Genomic DNA, 19118 nt, shown 5'->3' with positions numbered 1-19118 from the left:
AAGCAGCATCTTAAGTAATGCGGCTCTGCGTTCAGGTGAATAGTACGGCACGACCAGTCTCTTTCCGCCCCCGATATGCTTTTTTTGGAAAAACCGGAGAGGCGACAACTATCCTGACACCGGGGGTGGCTGGCCCAGTGAATCCCGCGAGAACTCCTTCCATTGGGGCCAGGACATTGGAACTGCCGGATTAGGGGGTGACTTTAAACCGCATCCGCCTCTCACCCTTTGTTGATCCTCAAAAACATCTGCCTTGAGAGGTAGCCGTTGGCCGTGATTGGCTAATTTCGGCCGATTTTTGAATTTCGAATTTTCAGCTGCCCCGAATACAAGCACTACCAGCGTTGGAAATGCCTACTCGCCATATTGAGCGTTTTCCCGGCCCTTTGTGGACCTTTGCTGCTCTGTTATCAGTTCGTCCCAAATTGGATCGCTTCAAATTCACCATCAACAAACCAGCCACTGGTCTTAATTTTGGCGAGAGCCGCTGCAGGGTCGGACGACCAAAGAACAAGGGCCAGCGACTCCTGAGCTCGGCTGCACGTGACGTATAACAAGCGCAACGTACGATCGATAGTCGTTTCCTTACCTTTTCCAAAATTTTCTATGTCAGTTTTACCGAGCTCCGTGCCACCAAAAATCTTGTCGTATGAGATTTGATTACTGCCCGCGAGCTTGTCATCCATCACCACCATGACGTGCAAGAATTCGGATCCCTTAACGACTTGGTGGGTAGCTAACAACGAATTTCCTGATAGATATTTACTGTACTTTTGCAGCTGACTCCAAGGGCAAGCGAACAGCGCACACCACCCGCGACGCATCCGGTCATGCTTGGACTCCTCCTCTCCTCTGCCTGGAGCCGGAGGCGGTGGCGACTTATCCGCATGTGCCACCCCGAGCCGCTGATCAACCTCAAACAGATTCGCGCGCAGAACTGGTTCAAGCACGTGCTCTATCGTTGCAGAGGGATTAGCCCGAATAGAGGCGAAACTCTCAATAGCTTTCAACATCTCGCCTGTCCTGCTTGCCCGCTCTTGCAAATTTTCGGGCATTTTCTCAAGTCGGCCAAAACGGCGAAAAACTTCAGTGGCCTTAAACTCATCAGCTACGCCATCAGCATCGATACATGCGTCTAGCTGCGCTAACTCATTGAACAGAAATTGTACTGCAGCGGGACCTTTATTTTCGCCGCTTCCTGTGGGCGCCGCTGCGTTAGGATCCAGCAGGACCATCGCACTGTACACATCGAGAAACGAGCCTCGGGTTGCGACAAGCTTGTGCTCCAAAGCAAGCATTTGATATTCATTTTGCCCCCAGGCAACCATCCCGCTAGCTTTCAGCATTTGCTCTGCGCACCAGTTCTCTCCAAGCACCTTATCGTCGGAAGAACACGATGTGTCACCGACAAATATTCGCACAACCCCACCTATTTTTTCACTTCGATGCTGCTGTTCGACGCCATTTGCAGGCTGAGTCCGCCCTTCAAGCTTCGCACCCCATATTTTGTTGATAAGGGTCACAATTCGGGCCTGACTTCGGTGGTTCATTTGCAGTTCAGGTGTCGCCCATTTAGCGGGCACTAAACTTGGAAGGTCAATGTGCCCGTCCTGATAGATACGTTGTCGGTGATCGCCCAGCAAACCGAGAGTCAGCCCACTCCCAGCCGGCGATGAAAGCTCAATTAAAGCATCGAGCATTCCCTTCATGGTGTCCTGTGACTCATCAATCAGGACGATAGGATGCCGGTCTTTGAGAATAATCTGGAGGGTAGGTCTGTTCCTGAGGAGCCATGCAGTTGCGTTTAGAACGTGCTGGTGAGCGAGTGCTCCAGGACCATACGTCTCGCGATCCGGGTGATAAAGAAACACATCCGTGGTTCTAAAGGCTAAGATGTCATCCTTTATTTCGTCCAGGTCACGCTGTTTCGCTGCTGTGATTCCTCTTGGTTTTGCTAACGCTTCAGCCGTTTCCTTTTCAAGCTGTGCTTCCTTGATAGCGATGAGCGCGGCACGAATGTCATCATTGAATCCGCTGATGAGTTCCCAACAGAAAGCGTGAATCGTTGAAACACCCACCAAATCGTTGTCCCCAAGGCGGCTTTTGATGACCGCCACCGCGTTCTTTGTATAGGTGACCACGCGTATTGAGCGTCCATGCATTCGCAACCTTCGAGCTACCTGAGCGCCCTTCTCATGCCCGACAACACCTGTCATCCGACGCAAGACTTCCACTAACGTGCGTGTTTTTCCGGAGCCCGCGCCCGCGAATAGGAAATAACTACGCGGAGGCACCTCAGTAAGGTAGCCGCAGATTTCTTCGACGACCCCAGCATCGCGGTTATTACCAGCCAAAATGGGAGCCTGACTCATACCATAGCCTCCTGACCTGGCTCTAGCTGCCCTTGCAGCCAGTTCAAGGCATCAGCAATGTACTTCGGACAGTCGACAAGCTCCCCTGATGAAACCATCTCGAAAATGCTTGCCGCAAAATCACCTTTATTGAAAGAGCCATGCATTAAGGCATGAAGCGTACCCAACAGCTCTGGGACACTCCCGGCCTCGACAACTTTTTTGGCGACTGCTGCAAGTGCCCCAGTGAGCGGCTCAGTTTCCATGCCGCCCTCACCAACTTTTTCATCCATCAGTTGCTTGAACCAAGAAATGTTGGTGAGGACGAGTGAGTCTTCAAAAGTACTGGGCCAACTGTTACCTGCCTCTGCTACAGGCAACTGCCAAGCGAATCGCACTGCGCAATCTCCAGTCTCGTTCCAGACCAGTTGGGCAACAGTCGGATTCTTGAAATCATCGAGTTGGCGCAGCTTCGGATGCCATCCACGAAGGGTTTGATTGCCACATTGCAAACCGGCCTGCCCAGTGTTCGCAACAGCAACGAGTTTTTTGGTTAGATCCCCATTTTTCTTCGGTTTTCCTTCTTTCTCCTCAGCGGGATCAATATCTGTAATGATCACCGTGGGAATTTGAAGCTTTTCTACAAGCGGTTTGAGCCGATGCGCATGACTTCCCCCAATGTCTAGAAAAGACACATACCGGCTGTTCAATGCACTGAAATCGCGCTCGATGAATAGAGGTACGAGCATGCGCTCTGCAACACCCTCAACGAAAATCGCCGCGTTAGCGAACAGCAGGTCGGTATGCTGAACGCGGAAGTAGCGTTCAGCAAACTGACGTGTCTTTTTATCATTACCGAAAACCTGTCCAAGATTGACGACCTCAGTCGTCGGCATGAGGCTTTCTAAACTCTTCGCGATACGGCGTACGTATCGAAGCCGGTCAAAGCTTTCAGCATGTGCAAGATGGCTGGAGTGGGTACTGATGAGTAGCTGACTTTTAAGCCCCGATGCGTCCTTTTCATTCGGACTGATGAGTTTGTGCGCCTTTCCAGGAAAGATACGCTGAACCTGAACATGCAGATGGGCCTCAGGTTCCTCAATCATCACCAAATGAACGGGTGCGGGAGATCCTTTTTCTGGCTTAAGCCGGGCAGCTTTGAAAGACACCAGTTGATAGCTAAGGGATTGAAGATTCTGGTAGCCAAGACCGATGGAGTACTCAGGTAGAAGCTCTTCAAGCGACTCCTTCTGCATACTGTATTGAACAGCAGTTCCATGGTCGAGTAGATCTGCTGTTTGGATACGTGTACGAAAGCGAATCTCCTGAGGGTCATGCAGCCCGGGATAGCCGAGTTCCTTCACTTCCTCAACAGAGCCTGCTAAGGCCTCGTGAATCTTTTTGTCCAGTTCTCTCTGCGCCTCAGCGACAGCCTTGATCAGATCTGCTCGGTGGCCGTGACCAGTGCTCGCGACATTCAAATGCTGTCGAGCAAACTTGAGAAGCTGGTTGGAAAACATACCAACCCGATGTGGTCCTGACGCGGATCGTGAATCCGCCTCTTCGCTGCCAAGCCCGCGTTGAGCCGCGACAAAGTCAACCCGAATCAATCTCGATAGGTGCTTACGTTCAATTGCAGTTGCGCCTGAGAGAATCTGTGTTGAATAAGACGAGAAATTGGTTAATGGGTCGTTCTCTGCGTCAAGCTTATACGCACGAACTTGACCGAGCCTAGATGGTTCTCGCAACCAGAAATCAAGAAGATCAATAGGCCATGCAAGCGAGTCTGCGCCCATATCTTTAATTGGTGAACGAGCAACGTGATACGTCCATGCCAGCTGTTTGAGGTCATCGACACTGGCGGCGGGCTCAAGCCTAAGGCGAACGCCAACTGCTCCTCCTTTCCAGCTGAACTTAGACAGAAATGGTGCCACGTAATGGTACATGCCTGCCTCAGCGTCGAACCAAAGGTCCAAAGTAGGCATTGCCCCGAGAAGCATTTGGAGTTGCGTCTCCCATCGATCCTCTTCTCCGGCTACTGTAGAGGGGTCTTCAGTAAGCGACTCCCAAGTTTTGCCAAGCGATCGCAATTTTGGCCATTGCGAGAGGCTGATGTCGAAAGCACCGAATGGAGATCCATCTGCGAGGAAGTGGCGCAAAGCAGCAAGGATTGAAGTCTTTCCGCTGTTATTTGCACCGACCAAAATTGTGGTTTTGGGGTCGATATCCAGTTGGGCTTTATTCAGCCGACGAAATTGACAGAGTTCGATGAATCGGAGTTTGATGTCACCAGATACAGGAATCTCAGGAATTGCTGACATTGGCACGCCTCCCTGCGAATTTTGAGATGCCGAGCGCAAAAATAGCCTTGGCGTCGAACCAATCCTACATGTAATCAATTGCAATACGCCACGCCTCAATGAGCCGCGCAGCTCAAGCACTAAACAGAAAGCCAGGCCTTAACTGTCCCACCCTTAACACGGCATAATTCGCATGGAGGTAGCTCATCCGAACTGGCGATGGGATTCCGATAATTGTCGTGCGTCCAAACCTAGGGATACAGTGGCTAAATCATTTTCAGAGAAAGCCATGGACAGGTCGATGCGTCTGAGCTGCATGCAATAACATCAAAAAAGTTAAATTAGGTAAGCATCTGATTTATGGATGATAAAACGCATGTAACTGTTAACAAGGCTCCGGAACTGATGGAAGAGTCGAACCTGTCAGTCGGCGGCCACGTGCTGTTCGCCCACTACCAGCAAGGCATGACCGACTACCTGGCCATCGCCCTGCTGCACCACAGCGAAGGCGTGGCGGTGACCGATGAGCTGGACGTGACGCCGTCGCGCCACCTCGACCTCGGTCAACTGCACCTCGCGGCGCGGATCAACGTCTCCGAGTGGCAGAACAACAAACAGTCCAAGCAGTACATCTCGTTCATCAAAGGCAAAAACGGCAAGAAGGTCTCGGAATACTTCCGCGACTTCATTGGCTGCCAGGAGGGCGTCGATGGCCCGGGCGAAACCCGCACCCTGCTCAAGGCGTTCAGCGACTTCGTCGAGAGCGAAGACCTGCCGGAAGATTCGGCCCGAGAGAAAACCAAGACACTGGTGGATTACGCCAGCAGCCAGGCCAAGCTCGGCGAACCGATGGGCCTGGAAGAGCTGTCGGAGTTGATCGACGAAGAACGTCCGAAGGCCTTCTACGATCACATCCGCAACAAGGACTACGGCCTCTCGCCGGAGATTCCGGCAGACAAACGCACCTTGAATCAATTCCGCCGTTTCACCGGCCGCGCCGAGGGCCTGTCGATCAGTTTCGAAGCGCACTTGCTGGGCTCCAAGATCGAGTACGACGAAGAGGCCGGCACCCTGGTCATCAAGGGCCTGCCGACGTCGCTCACCGATCAGCTGAAGCGCCGCAACTGATGCTCGCCAATGTACTGAAGAAGGTCGCGCTGGTTCTGCTCGTGGTGGTGGTCTATCAGAACTGGGGCAAGATCGAGCGGGTTTTCAATCCGTCACAAATGGTTTCCGAGCAGACCCGTGCCAGTGCCCATGTCGTGCTGTATGCGACCGACTGGTGCGGCTACTGCAAGCAGACCAAGCGCTTTCTCGACAGCAAGGGCATTGCGTTCAAGGAATTCGATATCGAGAAGGATGCCGAGGCGCGCAAGGCGTATGAGGCATTGGGTGGGCGCGGGATTCCGCTGATTGATGTGAACGGCACGTTGATTCGCGGATTCGACCCGGACGAAATCCTCGCCGCCCTGAAATGAATGTGGGAGCAAACGCGCTCCCACGGGGTTGGCAGATGACGGGGTGAATCAGCGCGCTTCGATACGGAAACCCAAGCGTGGGAAGTGCACATGCACCACACCAGCGCGTGGGTCTTCGCGACGAAGGATCAACTCTTCACTGCCTGCAAACAACAACTCCCCAACCACCGGATCAACCCCGTAATCCGTCGCGGCAATTGCCACTGGCTGCCCGGCCTTGAAGCCGTTCGGGTCTTCGAATTGCTCACTTGGCAACGCTTGTGGCGTCGAGTTACGTGCCACCTCCAGCGCCTCCTCGGCCGTCATCTCGCTCGCGGCGCCATGGCCAAAGCCCAATACGCGGCCCACCCATGCTGACACCGCCGGATACTCATCCACCAGCGGCGCGGTGACAGGCGTCGCCTTGAGGAACCACATCGGGTGCACCAAGGCGAAGTCAGCAATCGATGGCTCACCAAACAGATAGTCACCCTGCTCGCGCAGCAACTGCTGCTCCAGACGCGCCATGATCGTCGGCCATTGGTGTTTGGCCAGTTCGGTGGACAAACGCGTAGCACTGCCACCGCTGAACAACCCGGCACGGTCTGCCAGAAAGGCCTTGATGGCTTCCGGCGGCAGTTTGCCGAAACACACCGCCACCGATTCAGGTTGAAACACCAGGCTGACCGCATGTTGGAATACCACCGAATCCGCCCATCCAGCGAAACTGGCGGTAATCATTTCCTGACCTTCAGGGAAAAATGCCGGCAGGGCTTTCTCCTGCTCCAGACGACGGGCGATCAGTGAAGTGTCGCAGTAGATGTCAGCGCCAATCTGCAGCACCGGCGTTTTACGGTAACCACCGGTCAGGGCCGTCAGGTCAGGCTTGGGCATCACCGGCGAAATATGCACCGAGCGCCACGACAAGCCTTTGAACCCCAACAGCAGGCGGGCCTTTTCGGCAAATGGGGAGGTCGGGTAATGATGCAGAATCAACTCGGACATGCTCGGCTCCGCCGCTCAGATAGTAAGCAGGCAGCTTAGCGTGCATTGGCTTGGCAACCTACAGGTCTGGCTGATAGGAACCAATCAGTCGGATTGATAAGACGCCACCAGGCATTCCTTGGCGCTTTTTTTGAGCTTTTTGATCAACCGCTCCTGGCGCAACGCATCGCTTTTATCGCGGCACAGCTCGGTATAAACCAGCGCCATGGCCGGGCTGGAGAGGAAGAATCGCGCGCCTTTGCCACTCTGATGCTTGGCAAAACGGCGCACGGGATCATCGCTGATCCCGCAATACAACGAACCGTTGGCGGCGCGCACGAGGTAGACGAACCAGGACTTGCTCACCGGCTCGCCAACATCGACAGATTTTTCGCTAAGGTTGGTCACTTTGGGATTTAGGCGTGTAGAAAACAGGCGGCGATCTTATCAGCGACCAGCCTGAAATGCCTTCAGTCCCTTCAGCGCCTGGGCGCGCACGGCGTTGCGCACCAGCGGCGTCCAGCCCAGCAGCAAGCCTTTGAAGCCCAGCGCCTGACGTGACCAGCGCCACAGGTCGAAGTGGTCGTGGTGTTCGCAGATCTTGCCGTCGCGAAATACGAAGCGCGCCTGGATATCGTTGACCACGACATTGCCGGTCTGGCTGAACAGGTAGGTCGCGACCCAGTGCGCGCCACCGCTGCGCTCATCGGCGCGAACGTTGTCGAAGGTCAGGGAGAAGTCTTTGGCCCGCGTGGTGAGCATGCGCCACATGTCGCCGGCATCGCGCCCGCGCAGTTCGCCGAAGGCCGGATCGCTGAACACGACGTCATCGGTGTAACACGCGGCCATGGCGTCGGCATCGAGGTTCTCAAAGGCCTGGTAGAACCGGGTGATCAGCGCGGCGTGGGCTTCACTCATGGGCAAACTCCAAAAAATGGACAGATTGCCAGTACGATAATCCGCAAAGTGCGCAAACACTATCGGCATTCGTAAACCGAATACCCGCAGCACACAAAACCTATGTGCGAGCCTGCTCGGTTCCACATTTGAAATCAGCGCATTCAGATTTTTTCGCTTGTGACCTGAACGTACAACGCACGACCGGCCCCCAGGCCGGCGAGGATCGCGCCACAGCCAATGATGCCGAAGATCCAGCCCAACGCATTCCAGCCGCCGGTCCAGTCATGCACCACACCGACCGCGAACGGCCCCATCGACGCCAGCGTGTAGCCGAAGCCCTGGGACATGCTCGACAGATTCGCCGCTACATGAGCATCCCGCGAGCGCAACACAATCAACGTCAACGCCAGACTGAACGTACCGCCCTGCCCCAGCCCCAGCAGAATCGCCCAGCCCCACAGGCCTTCGATCGGTGCATACAGGCAACCGAACAAACCGCCGAGGGTCAGCGCCATCACCACCACGATGGCCAGACGCTGATCCTTGCCACGGGTCGCCAGCCAGGGCGCGGCCAGCGAACTGGCGAGCTGGATGATCACCGAGCCGGACAGCACCAGGCCGGCCTGAGTCGGTGTCAGCCCACGACCGATGAGGATCGAGGGCAACCAGCCGAAAACGATGTAGGCCAGCGACGATTGCAGGCCCATGTACAAAGTCACCTGCCAGGCCAGCGGGTCACGCAGCAAACCACGCACGCGGTAGGCGACGTTATGCGCACCGTGTTTGCGCCCGACTTGCGGCAACCAGAAGACCGCGGCGACCAGCGCCGGAATGACCCAAAAGCCCAGGCCCATGGTCCAGTTGTGACCCAAGTGTTCGCTCAGCGGCACGCTCGAACCTGCCGCCATTGCTGCGCCCAGGCACAAGGCCATGGTGTAGACACCGGTCATGGTGCCGGCGTGTTTGGCGAAGTCGCGTTTGACGATGCCTGGCAGCAAAACGCCGATGATGCCGATGCTGGCGCCGCCCAATACGCTGCCGGCGAACAAGCCGATCTCGCCAAAGTTGCTGCGCAAAATGATCCCGCCAGCCAGTGTCAGCAGAATCCCCAGCACCACCCGTTCTGCACCAAAACGCCGCGCCAGAATCGGTGCCAGCGGTGCAAACAATCCGAGGCAGAGCACCGGCAGCGTGGTCAGCAAACCCGCCTGCGCCGCCGACAGCCCGAGGCTTTTGGAAACATCGCTGAGCAACGGTGCCATGCTCGACAGCGCCGGGCGCAGGTTCAGCGCCACCAGAATCAAGCCCAGCAGCAACAGCCACGGCCGACGTACCAGGGGGTGGCTTTGTTGCACCTGCTCGTCATCGGCCTCGGCGTCGATCAGCAGCTCTTCAAGTTCGGCTGTTCGCTTGGGAGCGGACAGGTTTATTTCGCTTTCAAGATTCATTGATCAACTGCCTCGATATGGCTTTGGCCCGCTCCGGGTCACGTCGCTCGACCGCATCGAGCAATTCGATGTGCAGATCGAACACTTCCTGACGACGCGGGGAGATGTTCAGGGTCTGGCGCAATTGCGCGCCGACGATGCTGGAAAAATAGCGATACAGCTCGCTGAGGGTCGGGTTGTGCGCGGCGTCCACCAGCCGACGATGGAACACCAGATCGCAGGCAATGTAGGTATCGAGATCGCCGTGGTAATGGCTGCCGCTGGTGCCAAGCGCCTCGCGCAATGCGACGAGGTCTTCGTCGCTGCGGCGCAACGCCGCCAGACCAATGGCCTCGACCTCAAGGATGTGCCGGGTTTCCCGGGCCTGCTCCAGTGAGCAGCGCGACAGCGCCTTGAGCGTGTCCATCGGGTCGACCACCGCGCGCAAATAACTGCCGTCGCCCTGACGGATTTCGATCAGCCCGGAAAACGCCAGAACGCGCATGGCTTCACGCACGGTGTTACGACTGATGCCCAGTTCGGCGCACAGCTCAGGTTCGGTGGGCAGACGCTCACCGACCTGCCAGACGCCGCTATTGATGCGCTGACGCAACTGATCCAAGGCCTGATCAACCAGGGATCGTTTAATGAGTGGAGAAATGTCTGACATAGGATTCGCCCTTTCATCCAATCATGGGATGAATTTTCTGACATGTTAGTCAGACTCATGTAGGACGGCAACCGCCTAGGGTCAATCGGAGACACATGAAGCGGTATTTTCGATTGGTGAAAATTACCCTTTAAGGGTAATTTTAGGGACAGGGTTTTGCTTTCTTATGGAAAAGAACACACCCCATTACGACGTGGCGGTGATTAAGGCGGATGTCGTGCGACGCGGCAAAGAAGCCTTCACCCGACGCGCGCTGGAGACTGGCAGGGAAATGGGCATGTCATATGAATCAATGACGCATATCGTCTGCTCGCTTGAGCGGCGCATGCTTTACAAATCCATGACGTCCTACGCCAACCATCGCAACTGGCACGATCACACCTCGTTTCGTGGTTTGGAGATTTACATCAAAGTGACTTACTGCTCTGGCGGTGGGCCCCCGGGAATCTCCTTCAAGGAGAAAAACACATGAGCAAAAGACCGTGCATCAGTTGCGGCACCGAAGACGGAATGAGTCATTTTCGAAATCGCAGTCTCACCGTCAATTACAAACAGTTTTCGCGGCTCGTGCACACTCTTGCCGGTTGGGAGTGCAGGGCTTGCGGTGAAATCATTTTTGACAACGACACCGACAGCGCTGAACGCTACGTGGATGCCGGGGATCGTTTGCTCGAAGACTCCCTTCGACTTATTGGCACCGAGATGAAACGCATCCGACTTAAGCTTCATCTCACCCAAAAGAACGCGGTGAAGTTGTTATCGGGTGGAGGACACAATGCATTTTCACGCTACGAGCGGGGCGAGCTTGCTCCTCCTCAACCGCTGCTCACCTTGATGCAACTACTGGATCGCCACCCGCATTTGTTGGCCGACGTACAGGCAGTCAATCAAGGTAACGATCTCAAGCAGCTAATGGCTGCGCGTTACCCAGAACACGAACCTGTATTGACCTCCTGACCCCGGACAAAATAAACCCGGAACTCAATCCGGGTTTAATTCAATGCCTGGACTCGATCAATGCAAAATCTGACTCAAGAACAGCTTCGTCCGCTCATTCTGCGGATTATCGAAGAAGTCGTTCGGCGCAGCCTGCTCTACGATCTCGCCCTTGTCCATGAAGATCACGCGATTGGCCACGGTACGGGCGAAGCCCATTTCATGGGTCACGCAGAGCATGGTCATGCCGTCTTCGGCGAGGCCGATCATGGTATCCAGAACTTCTTTCACCATCTCTGGATCGAGCGCCGAGGTCGGTTCGTCGAACAGCATGATTTTCGGCTTCATGCACAGGGCGCGGGCGATCGCCACACGCTGCTGCTGACCGCCGGACAATTGCCCCGGAAATTTATGCGCCTGTTCCGGAATGCGTACGCGCTCCAGATAATGCATGGCGATTTCTTCGGCCTTGCGCTTGGGCATCTTGCGTACCCACATCGGCGCCAGGGTGCAGTTCTGCAAAATGGTCAGGTGCGGGAACAGGTTGAAGTGCTGAAACACCATGCCGACTTCACGGCGGATCGCTTCGATTTGCTTGAGGTCGTTGGTCAGCTCTACGCCATCGACAACAATGCGGCCCTGCTGGTGTTCTTCCAGGCGATTGAGGCAACGAATGGTGGTCGACTTGCCGGAACCCGACGGGCCGCACAGGACGATACGCTCGCCCTGCTTGACGTTGAGGTTGATGTCCTTGAGCACGTGGAACTGGCCGTACCACTTGTTGACGCCCTGCATCTGAATGATGCCTTCAGGGCTCACAGGCTTTTTGCTTGCTTCAGTCATTACACAACTCCTAACGCTTGTGGCCAGTGTCGAGCTTGCGTTCCAGGTGCATGGAATAGCGCGACATACCAAAACAGAAAATCCAGAACACCAGGGCGGCGAACACGTAGCCTTCGGTGGCCATGCCCAGCCATTTTGGATCGGCAGCGGCTTGCTTGACGCTGTTGAGCAGGTCAAAGAGGCCGATGATGATCACAAGGCTGGTGTCCTTGAACAGCGCGATGAAGGTGTTGACGATCCCGGGAATCACCATTTTCAGGGCTTGGGGCAGGATCACCAGGCCCATCGCCCGCCAATAACCGAGGCCCATCGCCGAAGCGGCTTCGTACTGACCTTTGGGGATCGCTTGCAGACCGCCGCGCACCACTTCAGCGACATAGGCTGACTGGAACAGGATCACGCCGATCAGCGCCCGCAGCAGCTTGTCGAAGTTCATGCCTTCAGGCAGGAACAGCGGCAGCATCACCGAAGACATGAACAGCACCGTGATCAACGGCACGCCGCGCCAGAACTCGATGAAGGTCACGCAGACCACACGAATCGCCGGCATGTTCGAACGACGGCCCAGTGCCAGAATGATCCCCAGCGGCAACGCACCGGCAATACCGACGGTGGCGATCACCAACGTCAGCATCAGACCACCCCATTTAGGCGTCGGGACGTTGATCAGGCCGAAGAGTCCGCCGTGCAGCAGAAAGTAGGCAATGATCGGGTACAACACCAGAAAGCTCAGCCCGTACACCGCTTTACGCGGAAAACGCGAGATGAACAGCGGTGCCGCGCCAATGACCGCCAGCCATACGGTCAGATCCACCCGCCAGCGCAAGGCCGTCGGGTAATAGCCATACATGAACTGGCCAAAACGCTGCTGAATGAACACCCAGCAGGCGCCGTCCTTGGTGCAATCGGCGCGAGTGGTGCCGACCCAATTGGCATCGAGAATCGCCCAACTGAGAATCGGAGGAACCACCAGATAGATCAGATAGAACGCAAACAGGGTCAGCAGGGTGTTGAGCCAGCTGGAGAACATGTTCGCGCGCATCCATGCAATCACACCGATGCTACTGCTCGGTGGAGGCATGTCGGGTTTGAAAGTATGAGTACTCATGCGCTTTTCCTTACCGCTCGATCAGCGCAATGCGCTTGTTGTACCAGTTCATCAGCAGGGAAATGCTGATACTGATCGCCAGGTACACGCTCATGGTGATGGCAATGACTTCGATCGCCTGACCGGTCTGGTTGAGCACGGTGCCGGCGAACAGCGAAACCATTTCCGGATAACCGATACCGGCCGCCAGCGAGGAGTTCTTCGCCAGGTTCAGGTATTGGCTGGTCAGCGGTGGAATGATCACGCGCAAAGCCTGCGGGATAATCACCTTGCGCAGGGTTGGGCCGTTTCGCAAACCCAGAGAGTGCGCCGCTTCGGTTTGCCCGTGGCTGACAGAGGCGATACCCGACCGCACGATCTCGGCAATAAAGGCCGCCGTGTAGACCGTCAGGGCCAGGGTCAAGGCCAGCAGTTCCGGAATAAGCACCCAGCCATCGACAAAGTTGAAACCTTGCAGGTGGGGGAATTCCCAACGCAGCGGCGCGCCGAAGATCAGTGCACACAACGCAGGAATCACAAAGAACAGCGCCACCCCGGCCCAGAACTTGTGGAACGGCACACCGGTTGCTTCAAAGCGCTTGTTGGCCCAGCGGCACATCAGCACAACAGCAACGATGGCCACGACGACGCTGACCACAAACGGCCAGAACCCGTCCGCCGCCAACGCCGCGGGCATATTCAAGCCGCGACTGCTGACAAAGAAGGTGTCACCGAAGTTATGACTGTTGCGCGGCCCTGGCATGGTCAGAAACACCGCGAAGTACCAGAACAGGATTTGCAGCAGCGGTGGGATGTTACGGAAAACCTCAACGTAAACTGTCGCCAGCTTGTTGATGATCCAGTTCTTGGACAGCCGCGACACACCGATGATGAAGCCCAGGATTGTCGCCAGGATCACGCCGATGATGGTCACCAGCAAGGTGTTGAGCAGGCCGATGACAAAGACCCGGGCATAGCTGTCCGATTCTGTGTAGTCGATCAGGTGTTGTGCGATGCCGAACCCGGCACTGCGTTCCAGAAAGCTGAAACCGGAAGTAATGCCCCGGTGTTGAAGGTTGGTTTGCGTGTTATCGAACAGATACCAACCCATACTGACCACCGCGATAACCGTGATGATCTGAAACAGCCACGCACGCACACGTGGATCGCTGAGGCTGAACCTCTGCTTTGGTGCGCCGATTGAATTTTGCATGAAGTGCCCCGCAAAGAATGGAACAGAACATCACCCGGTGGTTGGCCCACCGGGTGATAGAACCATCAGCGCACTGGTGGTGCGTATTGAATGCCGCCGTTGGTCCACAGGGCATTCAGGCCGCGGTCGATTTCCAGCGGAGTGCTCTTGCCGAGGTTTTTCTCGAAGATCTCGCCGTAGTTACCGACTTGCTTGACGATTTGCACGACCCAGTCTTTGGGCAGTTTCAGGTCTTTGCCGTATTCACCGTCAGCGCCCAGCAGACGGGCAACGTCCGGGTTCTTGGTGGATTTGGCTTCGGCTTCAACGTTTTTCGAAGTGATGCCGGCCTCTTCAGCGTTGAGCATTGCATAGCCAACCCAACGAACGATGGCCAGCCACTCGTCGTCACCGTTACGCACGACCGGACCCAGAGGCTCTTTGGAAATGGTTTCCGGCAGAACTACGTAATCCTTCGGCGAGGCCAGCTTGGTGCGTTGTGCATACAGCTGCGACTTGTCGGAAGTCAGCACGTCGCAACGACCGGATTCCAGCGATTTGGCGCTTTCATCGGAGGTGTCGAAAGTGATCGGGGTGTACTTCAGGCCATTGCCACGGAAGTAATCGGAAACGTTCAATTCGGTGGTGGTACCGGCTTGAATACAGATGGTCGCACCGTCCAGTTCCTTGGCACTTTTCACGCCCAGCTTCTTGTTAACCAGGAAGCCGACACCGTCGTAATAAGTGATGAAGCCAGGAAACTTCAAGCCCATGCCGGCATCACGCGAGCTGGTCATGGTGGTGTTGCGCGACAGAACGTCGATCTCGCCGGATTGCAGCGCGGTGAAGCGCTCCTTGGCATTCAACTGGCTGAACTTGACCTTGGTCGCGTCGCCGAAAACAGCAGCGGCCACAGCGCGGCAGACGTCAGCGTCGATCCCGAGGATCTTGCCGGTAGAGTCCGGCACCGAGAAGCCCGGCAGACCGTCACTCACGCCACACTGCACGAAACCTTTCTTCTGCACGGCATCCAGCGTTGCACCCGCCTGAGCGAACCCGCTGACGCCGAGAACCGTTGCTGCAGTCACGATCGCCAGAGTGGATTTCAACATCTTCATTCAAACCTCCAGTTTTGCTCTTGTTGTGTCGGAGCTTGAGTCCTGTCGCACCCTTTTGAGGCGTTGTTGACCCGTGTTGGCTTTTTTGGGGTCAACCGACGTATGACCTTCGCTATGAGTCTAGTAGGAGAAAATCCACATCATGGACAACTCACTTCTCACCAGTCGGCCGAACGGGCTGTAGCCCTTTCACGTTCGCTAAGCCCGAAGCGGCCATTGGCGAACATCCATCACCGGATTCTTTGCTATCCCGTCATCAGGCGTTCACTGATAGTGTTACCGCCAGGCGCGAGATCGATTGCACGACTACCTCAAAGCAAAGCCCGTACCACACCGGCCGCTGAAGCGACTGAGCGACAGGTCAATAGCAAAACTTGCAGCCTTGCGACATATTCTTAACAGATAAACCGGGCGCGCACGCAAATCGCGCACTCAATGAGAGCGCCCGCACACAATTGGAGCAGCCATGACCGAGCACTTGATTCTTCAGCCTGTTAAGCCCGCAGACGCCTGCGTGATCTGGCTGCACGGCCTCGGCGCCGATCGCTATGACTTCCTGCCGGTGGCTGAAGCGTTGCAGGAAAGCCTCTTGAGCACGCGTTTCGTGCTGCCTCAGGCGCCGACCCGGCCCGTTACCATTAATGGTGGATATGCCATGCCGAGCTGGTACGACATCAAAGCCATGAGCCCGGCGCGAGCGATCGACCGCGATGAACTGGAAGCCTCTGCCGAAGACATTATCGAGTTGATAGAAAGCGAGCGAGCCAGCGGAATAGACGCCTCGCGAATTTTTCTTGCCGGTTTTTCCCAGGGCGGCGCCGTGGTTTTACACACCGCGTTTTTGAAATGGCAGGGCCCATTGGGCGGGGTGCTGGCGCTGTCGACGTATGCGCCAACGTTCAGCGATGCACTGGAGTTGTCCGCCAGCCAGCAGCGCATCCCGGCGCTTTGCCTGCACGGTCAATTCGACGGTGTGGTGCAGAACTCGATGGGGCGTAGCGCATTTGAGTATTTAAAGCAGCATGGTGTCACCGTGACATGGCAGGAATACCCAATGGAGCACGAAGTGTTACCCGAAGAAATTCGCGACATCGGCGTCTGGTTGAGCGAACGTCTGCGCTGATTTTGCGCGCAAGCCCTGCCCTTTGATCATCCCACTACGCCGCGCCCGATTCTTGCATTACACTGGCCGGCGTACATTCCTTAACCAATTGATGAGATGACCGTGCTCAAAGCACTCAAGAAAATGTTCGGTAAAAGCGAGGCTGAGCAGCTCGCGCCAGTTCCCAGTGCGCCCTCGAGCGCCCCCGGTCATCGCACCGATGTGCCTGCGGTCGACCGCCAGGCTTTTGTAGCGCCACCCAAGCAAGTGCCAAAACCTGCCCCGACCGTACCCGTTGTCGCAACGCCGGCAATGAGCGAAGCGCCAAAACCGGCCAGAGCGCGTCGCGAGCCCAAGCCCAAGGCACCGGTCATCCCTTGGAAACTCGAAGACTTCGTCGTCGAGCCTCAGGAAGGCAAAACCCGCTTCCACGATTTCAAGCTGTCCCCGGAACTGATGCACGCCATCCAGGACCTGGGCTTCCCGTATTGCACGCCGATCCAGGCGCAAGTGCTGGGCTTCACCCTCGCCGGCAAAGACGCCATCGGTCGCGCGCAGACCGGCACTGGCAAGACGGCCGCGTTTTTAATCTCGATCATCACTCAACTGTTGCAGACGCCGCCGCCCAAAGAGCGCTACATGGGCGAACCCCGCGCGCTGATCATCGCGCCGACCCGCGAACTGGTGGTGCAGATCGCCAAGGACGCCGCCGACCTGACCAAGTACACCGGCCTGAACGTGATGACGTTTGTGGGCGGCATGGATTTCGACAAGCAACTCAAACACCTCGAAGCACGCCATTGCGACATTCTCGTCGCCACACCGGGCCGTCTGCTTGACTTCAACCAGCGCGGCGACGTGCACCTGGACATGGTCGAAGTGATGGTGCTGGACGAAGCCGATCGCATGCTCGACATGGGCTTCATCCCGCAAGTACGCCAGATCATTCGCCAGACGCCACCGAAAAGCGAACGCCAGACGCTGCTGTTCTCCGCGACCTTCACCGAAGACGTGATGAACCTGGCCAAGCAGTGGACCACCGACCCGTCCATCGTCGAGATCGAGTCGCAGAACGTCGCCAACGAAAACGTCGAACAGCACATTTATGCCGTGGCCGGCGCCGACAAGTACAAACTGCTCTTCAACCTGGTCAACGATAACGGCTGGGAACGCGTGATCGTGTTCGCCAACCGCAAGGACGAAGTACGCCGCATCGAAGAACGCCTGGTGCGTGATGGCATCAACGCCGCGCAACTGTCCGGCGACGTGCCGCAGCACAAACGCATCAAGACGCTGGAAGGCTTTCGCGAAGGCAAGATTCGCGTGCTGGTGGCCACCGATGTTGCCGGTCGCGGCATCCACATCGACGGTATCAGCCATGTGATCAACTTCACCCTGCCGGAAGTGCCGGACGACTACGTGCACCGCATCGGCCGTACCGGTCGTGCTGGCGCCGATGGTGTGTCGATCAGCTTCGCCGGCGAGGACGACTCCTATCAATTGCCGTCCATCGAAGAAAAACTGGGCCGCAAGATCAGTTGTGAAACGCCGCCAACGCATCTGTTGCGCGCCGTTGAGCGCAAGCGTCCACAGTAAGCGACGCCATAAAAGAAGCGCAGCCGGTAACGGACTGCGCTTTTTTTTCGCCTGATTTTTTTCAACAGGCGCTTGCTAGGCAGAACTAAAAGTCCATAATGGACAAATTAGTTTAACTCTTGTCTCCGGAGCCAGATATGTCCAGTACGCCTTACGTGATCGACCAAGCCCAGGCTCAGGAACTGCTGGCCCGCATCGATGTACCGCAGATTCTGCGCAAGCTGTTCCGCGATCTCGCTGCTGGCCATGCGGTGCAACCGGCCCAGCAACGGGTGGAATTCGCGCAGGGCGCCGGAGACTTCATCAACTATCTGGGCGTGCTGGCCGAGGACGGTGTGTACGGCGTGAAGACGTCGCCGTACATCGTCCACGAGCAAGGGCCGCTGGTCACGGCGTGGACGCTGCTGATGTCGATGAAAACCGGTCAACCGTTGCTGCTTTGCGATGCCGGTCAACTGACCACCGCACGCACGGCCGCGACCACCGCTGTCGCCGTCGATGCGCTCGCCCCGCTGGATGCGCGGCGTCTGGCGATTATCGGCAGCGGTAAGGTCGCCCAGGCGCATCTGCATGACGTCAAATCGTTGCGCGACTGGCAGAGTATCAGCCTTTACTCGCCGAGCCTGCGTGAAGATCCTGAAACACAGGCCGTGTTGAAAGCCCTTGCCCCAAGCCTGAAGATCGCCGACAACCGTGAAGCCGCCATCGCCGATGCGGACGTGATCATGCTGTGCACCTCGTCCGCAGGCCCCGTGATCGACCCGGCAACCTTGAGCAAACCGGCGCTGATCACCTCGATCAGCACCAACGCCCCGCGCGCCCATGAAATACCGCCGCAGAGCCTCAACGACATGCAGGTGTTCTGCGACTATCGACTGACCACGCCAGACTCGGCGGGTGAGATGTTGATTGCCGCTGAACAGCATGGCTGGGACAAGGATTCGATCATCGGCGATCTGGCAGATCTGCTGAGTGGAAAAGTGCAGCGCCCCGGTTACGAACGTCACGTATTTTTCCGTTCAATCGGCCTGGGTCTGGAAGATATCGCCGTGGCCAATGCGGTTTACCACCTGCAGCACTGACACCTCGCCTCTCTGTGGGAGCGGGCTTGCTCGCGAAGAGGGAGTGTCAGGCACCGTTGGTGTCGTCTGACAC

Annotated in this window: 18 protein-coding genes; 7 read left to right on the top strand and 11 right to left on the bottom strand. The window is 56.6% G+C overall.

Annotated elements, in window-relative coordinates; translation table 11 throughout:
* Nucleotides 1–410: 410 nt before the first annotated feature.
* On the bottom strand, nt 411–2372 hold the full coding sequence (locus tag AACY18_RS19970) for a UvrD-helicase domain-containing protein (protein ID WP_339465865.1): 1962 nt from the start codon (nt 2370–2372) through the stop codon (nt 411–413).
* On the bottom strand, nt 2369–4672 hold the full coding sequence (locus AACY18_RS19965) for an AAA family ATPase (RefSeq protein ID WP_339465864.1): 2304 nt from the start codon (nt 4670–4672) through the stop codon (nt 2369–2371). The genes AACY18_RS19970 and AACY18_RS19965 overlap by 4 nt, the downstream gene beginning before the upstream one ends.
* Nucleotides 4673–5011: 339 nt before the next feature.
* Between AACY18_RS19965 and yejK the strand changes: the two genes are divergently transcribed.
* Both yejK and AACY18_RS19955 read left to right on the top strand, forming a co-directional pair.
* The gene (gene yejK / locus AACY18_RS19960; protein ID WP_339465863.1) at nt 5012–5779 is read left to right on the top strand and encodes a nucleoid-associated protein YejK; all 768 of its coding nucleotides are present in this window, start codon (nt 5012–5014) and stop codon (nt 5777–5779) included.
* Nucleotides 5779–6129 (top strand): glutaredoxin family protein, encoded by a 351-nt coding sequence (locus AACY18_RS19955; RefSeq protein WP_339432094.1) that lies wholly within the window; start codon nt 5779–5781, stop codon nt 6127–6129. Before yejK ends, AACY18_RS19955 begins: the two co-directional genes overlap by 1 nt.
* A gap of 48 nt (nt 6130–6177) precedes the next feature.
* On the opposite strand, the gene AACY18_RS19950 is transcribed toward AACY18_RS19955, so the two are convergent.
* The 5 genes from AACY18_RS19950 to AACY18_RS19930 form a co-directional block, all read right to left on the bottom strand.
* A complete protein-coding gene (locus tag AACY18_RS19950; protein ID WP_339432093.1) occupies nt 6178–7113 on the bottom strand; it encodes a glutathione S-transferase family protein in 936 nt (311 codons plus the stop codon).
* An 84-nt stretch (nt 7114–7197) separates the two neighbouring features.
* Nucleotides 7198–7500, bottom strand: a complete 303-nt coding sequence (locus AACY18_RS19945; protein WP_339432091.1) for a GIY-YIG nuclease family protein — start codon at nt 7498–7500, stop codon at nt 7198–7200.
* A gap of 39 nt (nt 7501–7539) precedes the next feature.
* Entirely contained in the window at nt 7540–8010 is a 471-nt protein-coding gene (locus tag AACY18_RS19940) for a nuclear transport factor 2 family protein (protein ID WP_339432090.1), read from the bottom strand.
* 143 nt (nt 8011–8153) lie between these two features.
* Complete coding sequence (locus tag AACY18_RS19935) at nt 8154–9440, bottom strand: CynX/NimT family MFS transporter (RefSeq protein ID WP_339432089.1); 1287 nt, start codon at nt 9438–9440, stop codon at nt 8154–8156.
* Entirely contained in the window at nt 9430–10089 is a 660-nt protein-coding gene (locus AACY18_RS19930; RefSeq protein ID WP_339432088.1) for a FadR/GntR family transcriptional regulator, read from the bottom strand. Before AACY18_RS19930 ends, AACY18_RS19935 begins: the two co-directional genes overlap by 11 nt.
* 166 nt (nt 10090–10255) lie before the next feature.
* On the opposite strand from AACY18_RS19930, the gene AACY18_RS19925 reads away from it, so the two are divergent.
* Together AACY18_RS19925 and AACY18_RS19920 are read left to right on the top strand one after the other, a co-directional pair.
* Nucleotides 10256–10561 carry a type II toxin-antitoxin system MqsR family toxin gene (locus AACY18_RS19925; RefSeq protein ID WP_339432087.1) on the top strand — a complete coding sequence of 102 codons (306 nt, stop codon included), beginning with the start codon at nt 10256–10258 and terminating at the stop codon, nt 10559–10561.
* Nucleotides 10558–11046, top strand: coding sequence for a type II toxin-antitoxin system MqsA family antitoxin (locus AACY18_RS19920; RefSeq protein ID WP_339432086.1), 489 nt, complete (start codon nt 10558–10560; stop codon nt 11044–11046). The genes AACY18_RS19925 and AACY18_RS19920 overlap by 4 nt, the downstream gene beginning before the upstream one ends.
* Nucleotides 11047–11103: 57 nt before the next feature.
* On the opposite strand, the gene AACY18_RS19915 is transcribed toward AACY18_RS19920, so the two are convergent.
* From AACY18_RS19915 to AACY18_RS19900, 4 genes are all read right to left on the bottom strand, one after another.
* On the bottom strand, nt 11104–11868 hold the full coding sequence (locus tag AACY18_RS19915; protein WP_221729932.1) for an amino acid ABC transporter ATP-binding protein: 765 nt from the start codon (nt 11866–11868) through the stop codon (nt 11104–11106).
* Nucleotides 11869–11878: 10 nt separating this feature from the next.
* Nucleotides 11879–12976 carry an amino acid ABC transporter permease gene (locus tag AACY18_RS19910; RefSeq protein WP_339432085.1) on the bottom strand — a complete coding sequence of 366 codons (1098 nt, stop codon included), beginning with the start codon at nt 12974–12976 and terminating at the stop codon, nt 11879–11881.
* A gap of 10 nt (nt 12977–12986) precedes the next feature.
* Complete coding sequence (locus AACY18_RS19905) at nt 12987–14168, bottom strand: amino acid ABC transporter permease (RefSeq protein WP_339432084.1); 1182 nt, start codon at nt 14166–14168, stop codon at nt 12987–12989.
* Nucleotides 14169–14233: 65 nt separating this feature from the next.
* Nucleotides 14234–15265 carry an amino acid ABC transporter substrate-binding protein gene (locus tag AACY18_RS19900; protein ID WP_221729935.1) on the bottom strand — a complete coding sequence of 344 codons (1032 nt, stop codon included), beginning with the start codon at nt 15263–15265 and terminating at the stop codon, nt 14234–14236.
* Between the two features lie 466 nt (nt 15266–15731).
* Here AACY18_RS19900 and AACY18_RS19895 point away from each other — a divergent pair, with 466 nt between their 5' ends.
* The 3 genes from AACY18_RS19895 (at nt 15732) to AACY18_RS19885 (ending at nt 19045) form a co-directional block, all read left to right on the top strand.
* Complete coding sequence (locus AACY18_RS19895) at nt 15732–16388, top strand: alpha/beta hydrolase (RefSeq protein ID WP_339465862.1); 657 nt, start codon at nt 15732–15734, stop codon at nt 16386–16388.
* Nucleotides 16389–16484: 96 nt separating this feature from the next.
* A complete protein-coding gene (gene rhlB, locus AACY18_RS19890) occupies nt 16485–17963 on the top strand; it encodes an ATP-dependent RNA helicase RhlB (RefSeq protein WP_339465861.1) in 1479 nt (492 codons plus the stop codon).
* Between the two features lie 137 nt (nt 17964–18100).
* Complete coding sequence (locus AACY18_RS19885; RefSeq protein ID WP_339465860.1) at nt 18101–19045, top strand: ornithine cyclodeaminase family protein; 945 nt, start codon at nt 18101–18103, stop codon at nt 19043–19045.
* Nucleotides 19046–19118 lie beyond the last annotated feature (73 nt).

Origin of the sequence: Pseudomonas sp. EA_65y_Pfl2_P74 (genome assembly GCF_963970575.1) — a bacterium.
Lineage (GTDB): Bacteria > Pseudomonadota > Gammaproteobacteria > Pseudomonadales > Pseudomonadaceae > Aquipseudomonas > Aquipseudomonas baetica_A.
This window is presented reverse-complemented; position numbering and strand designations above follow the sequence as displayed.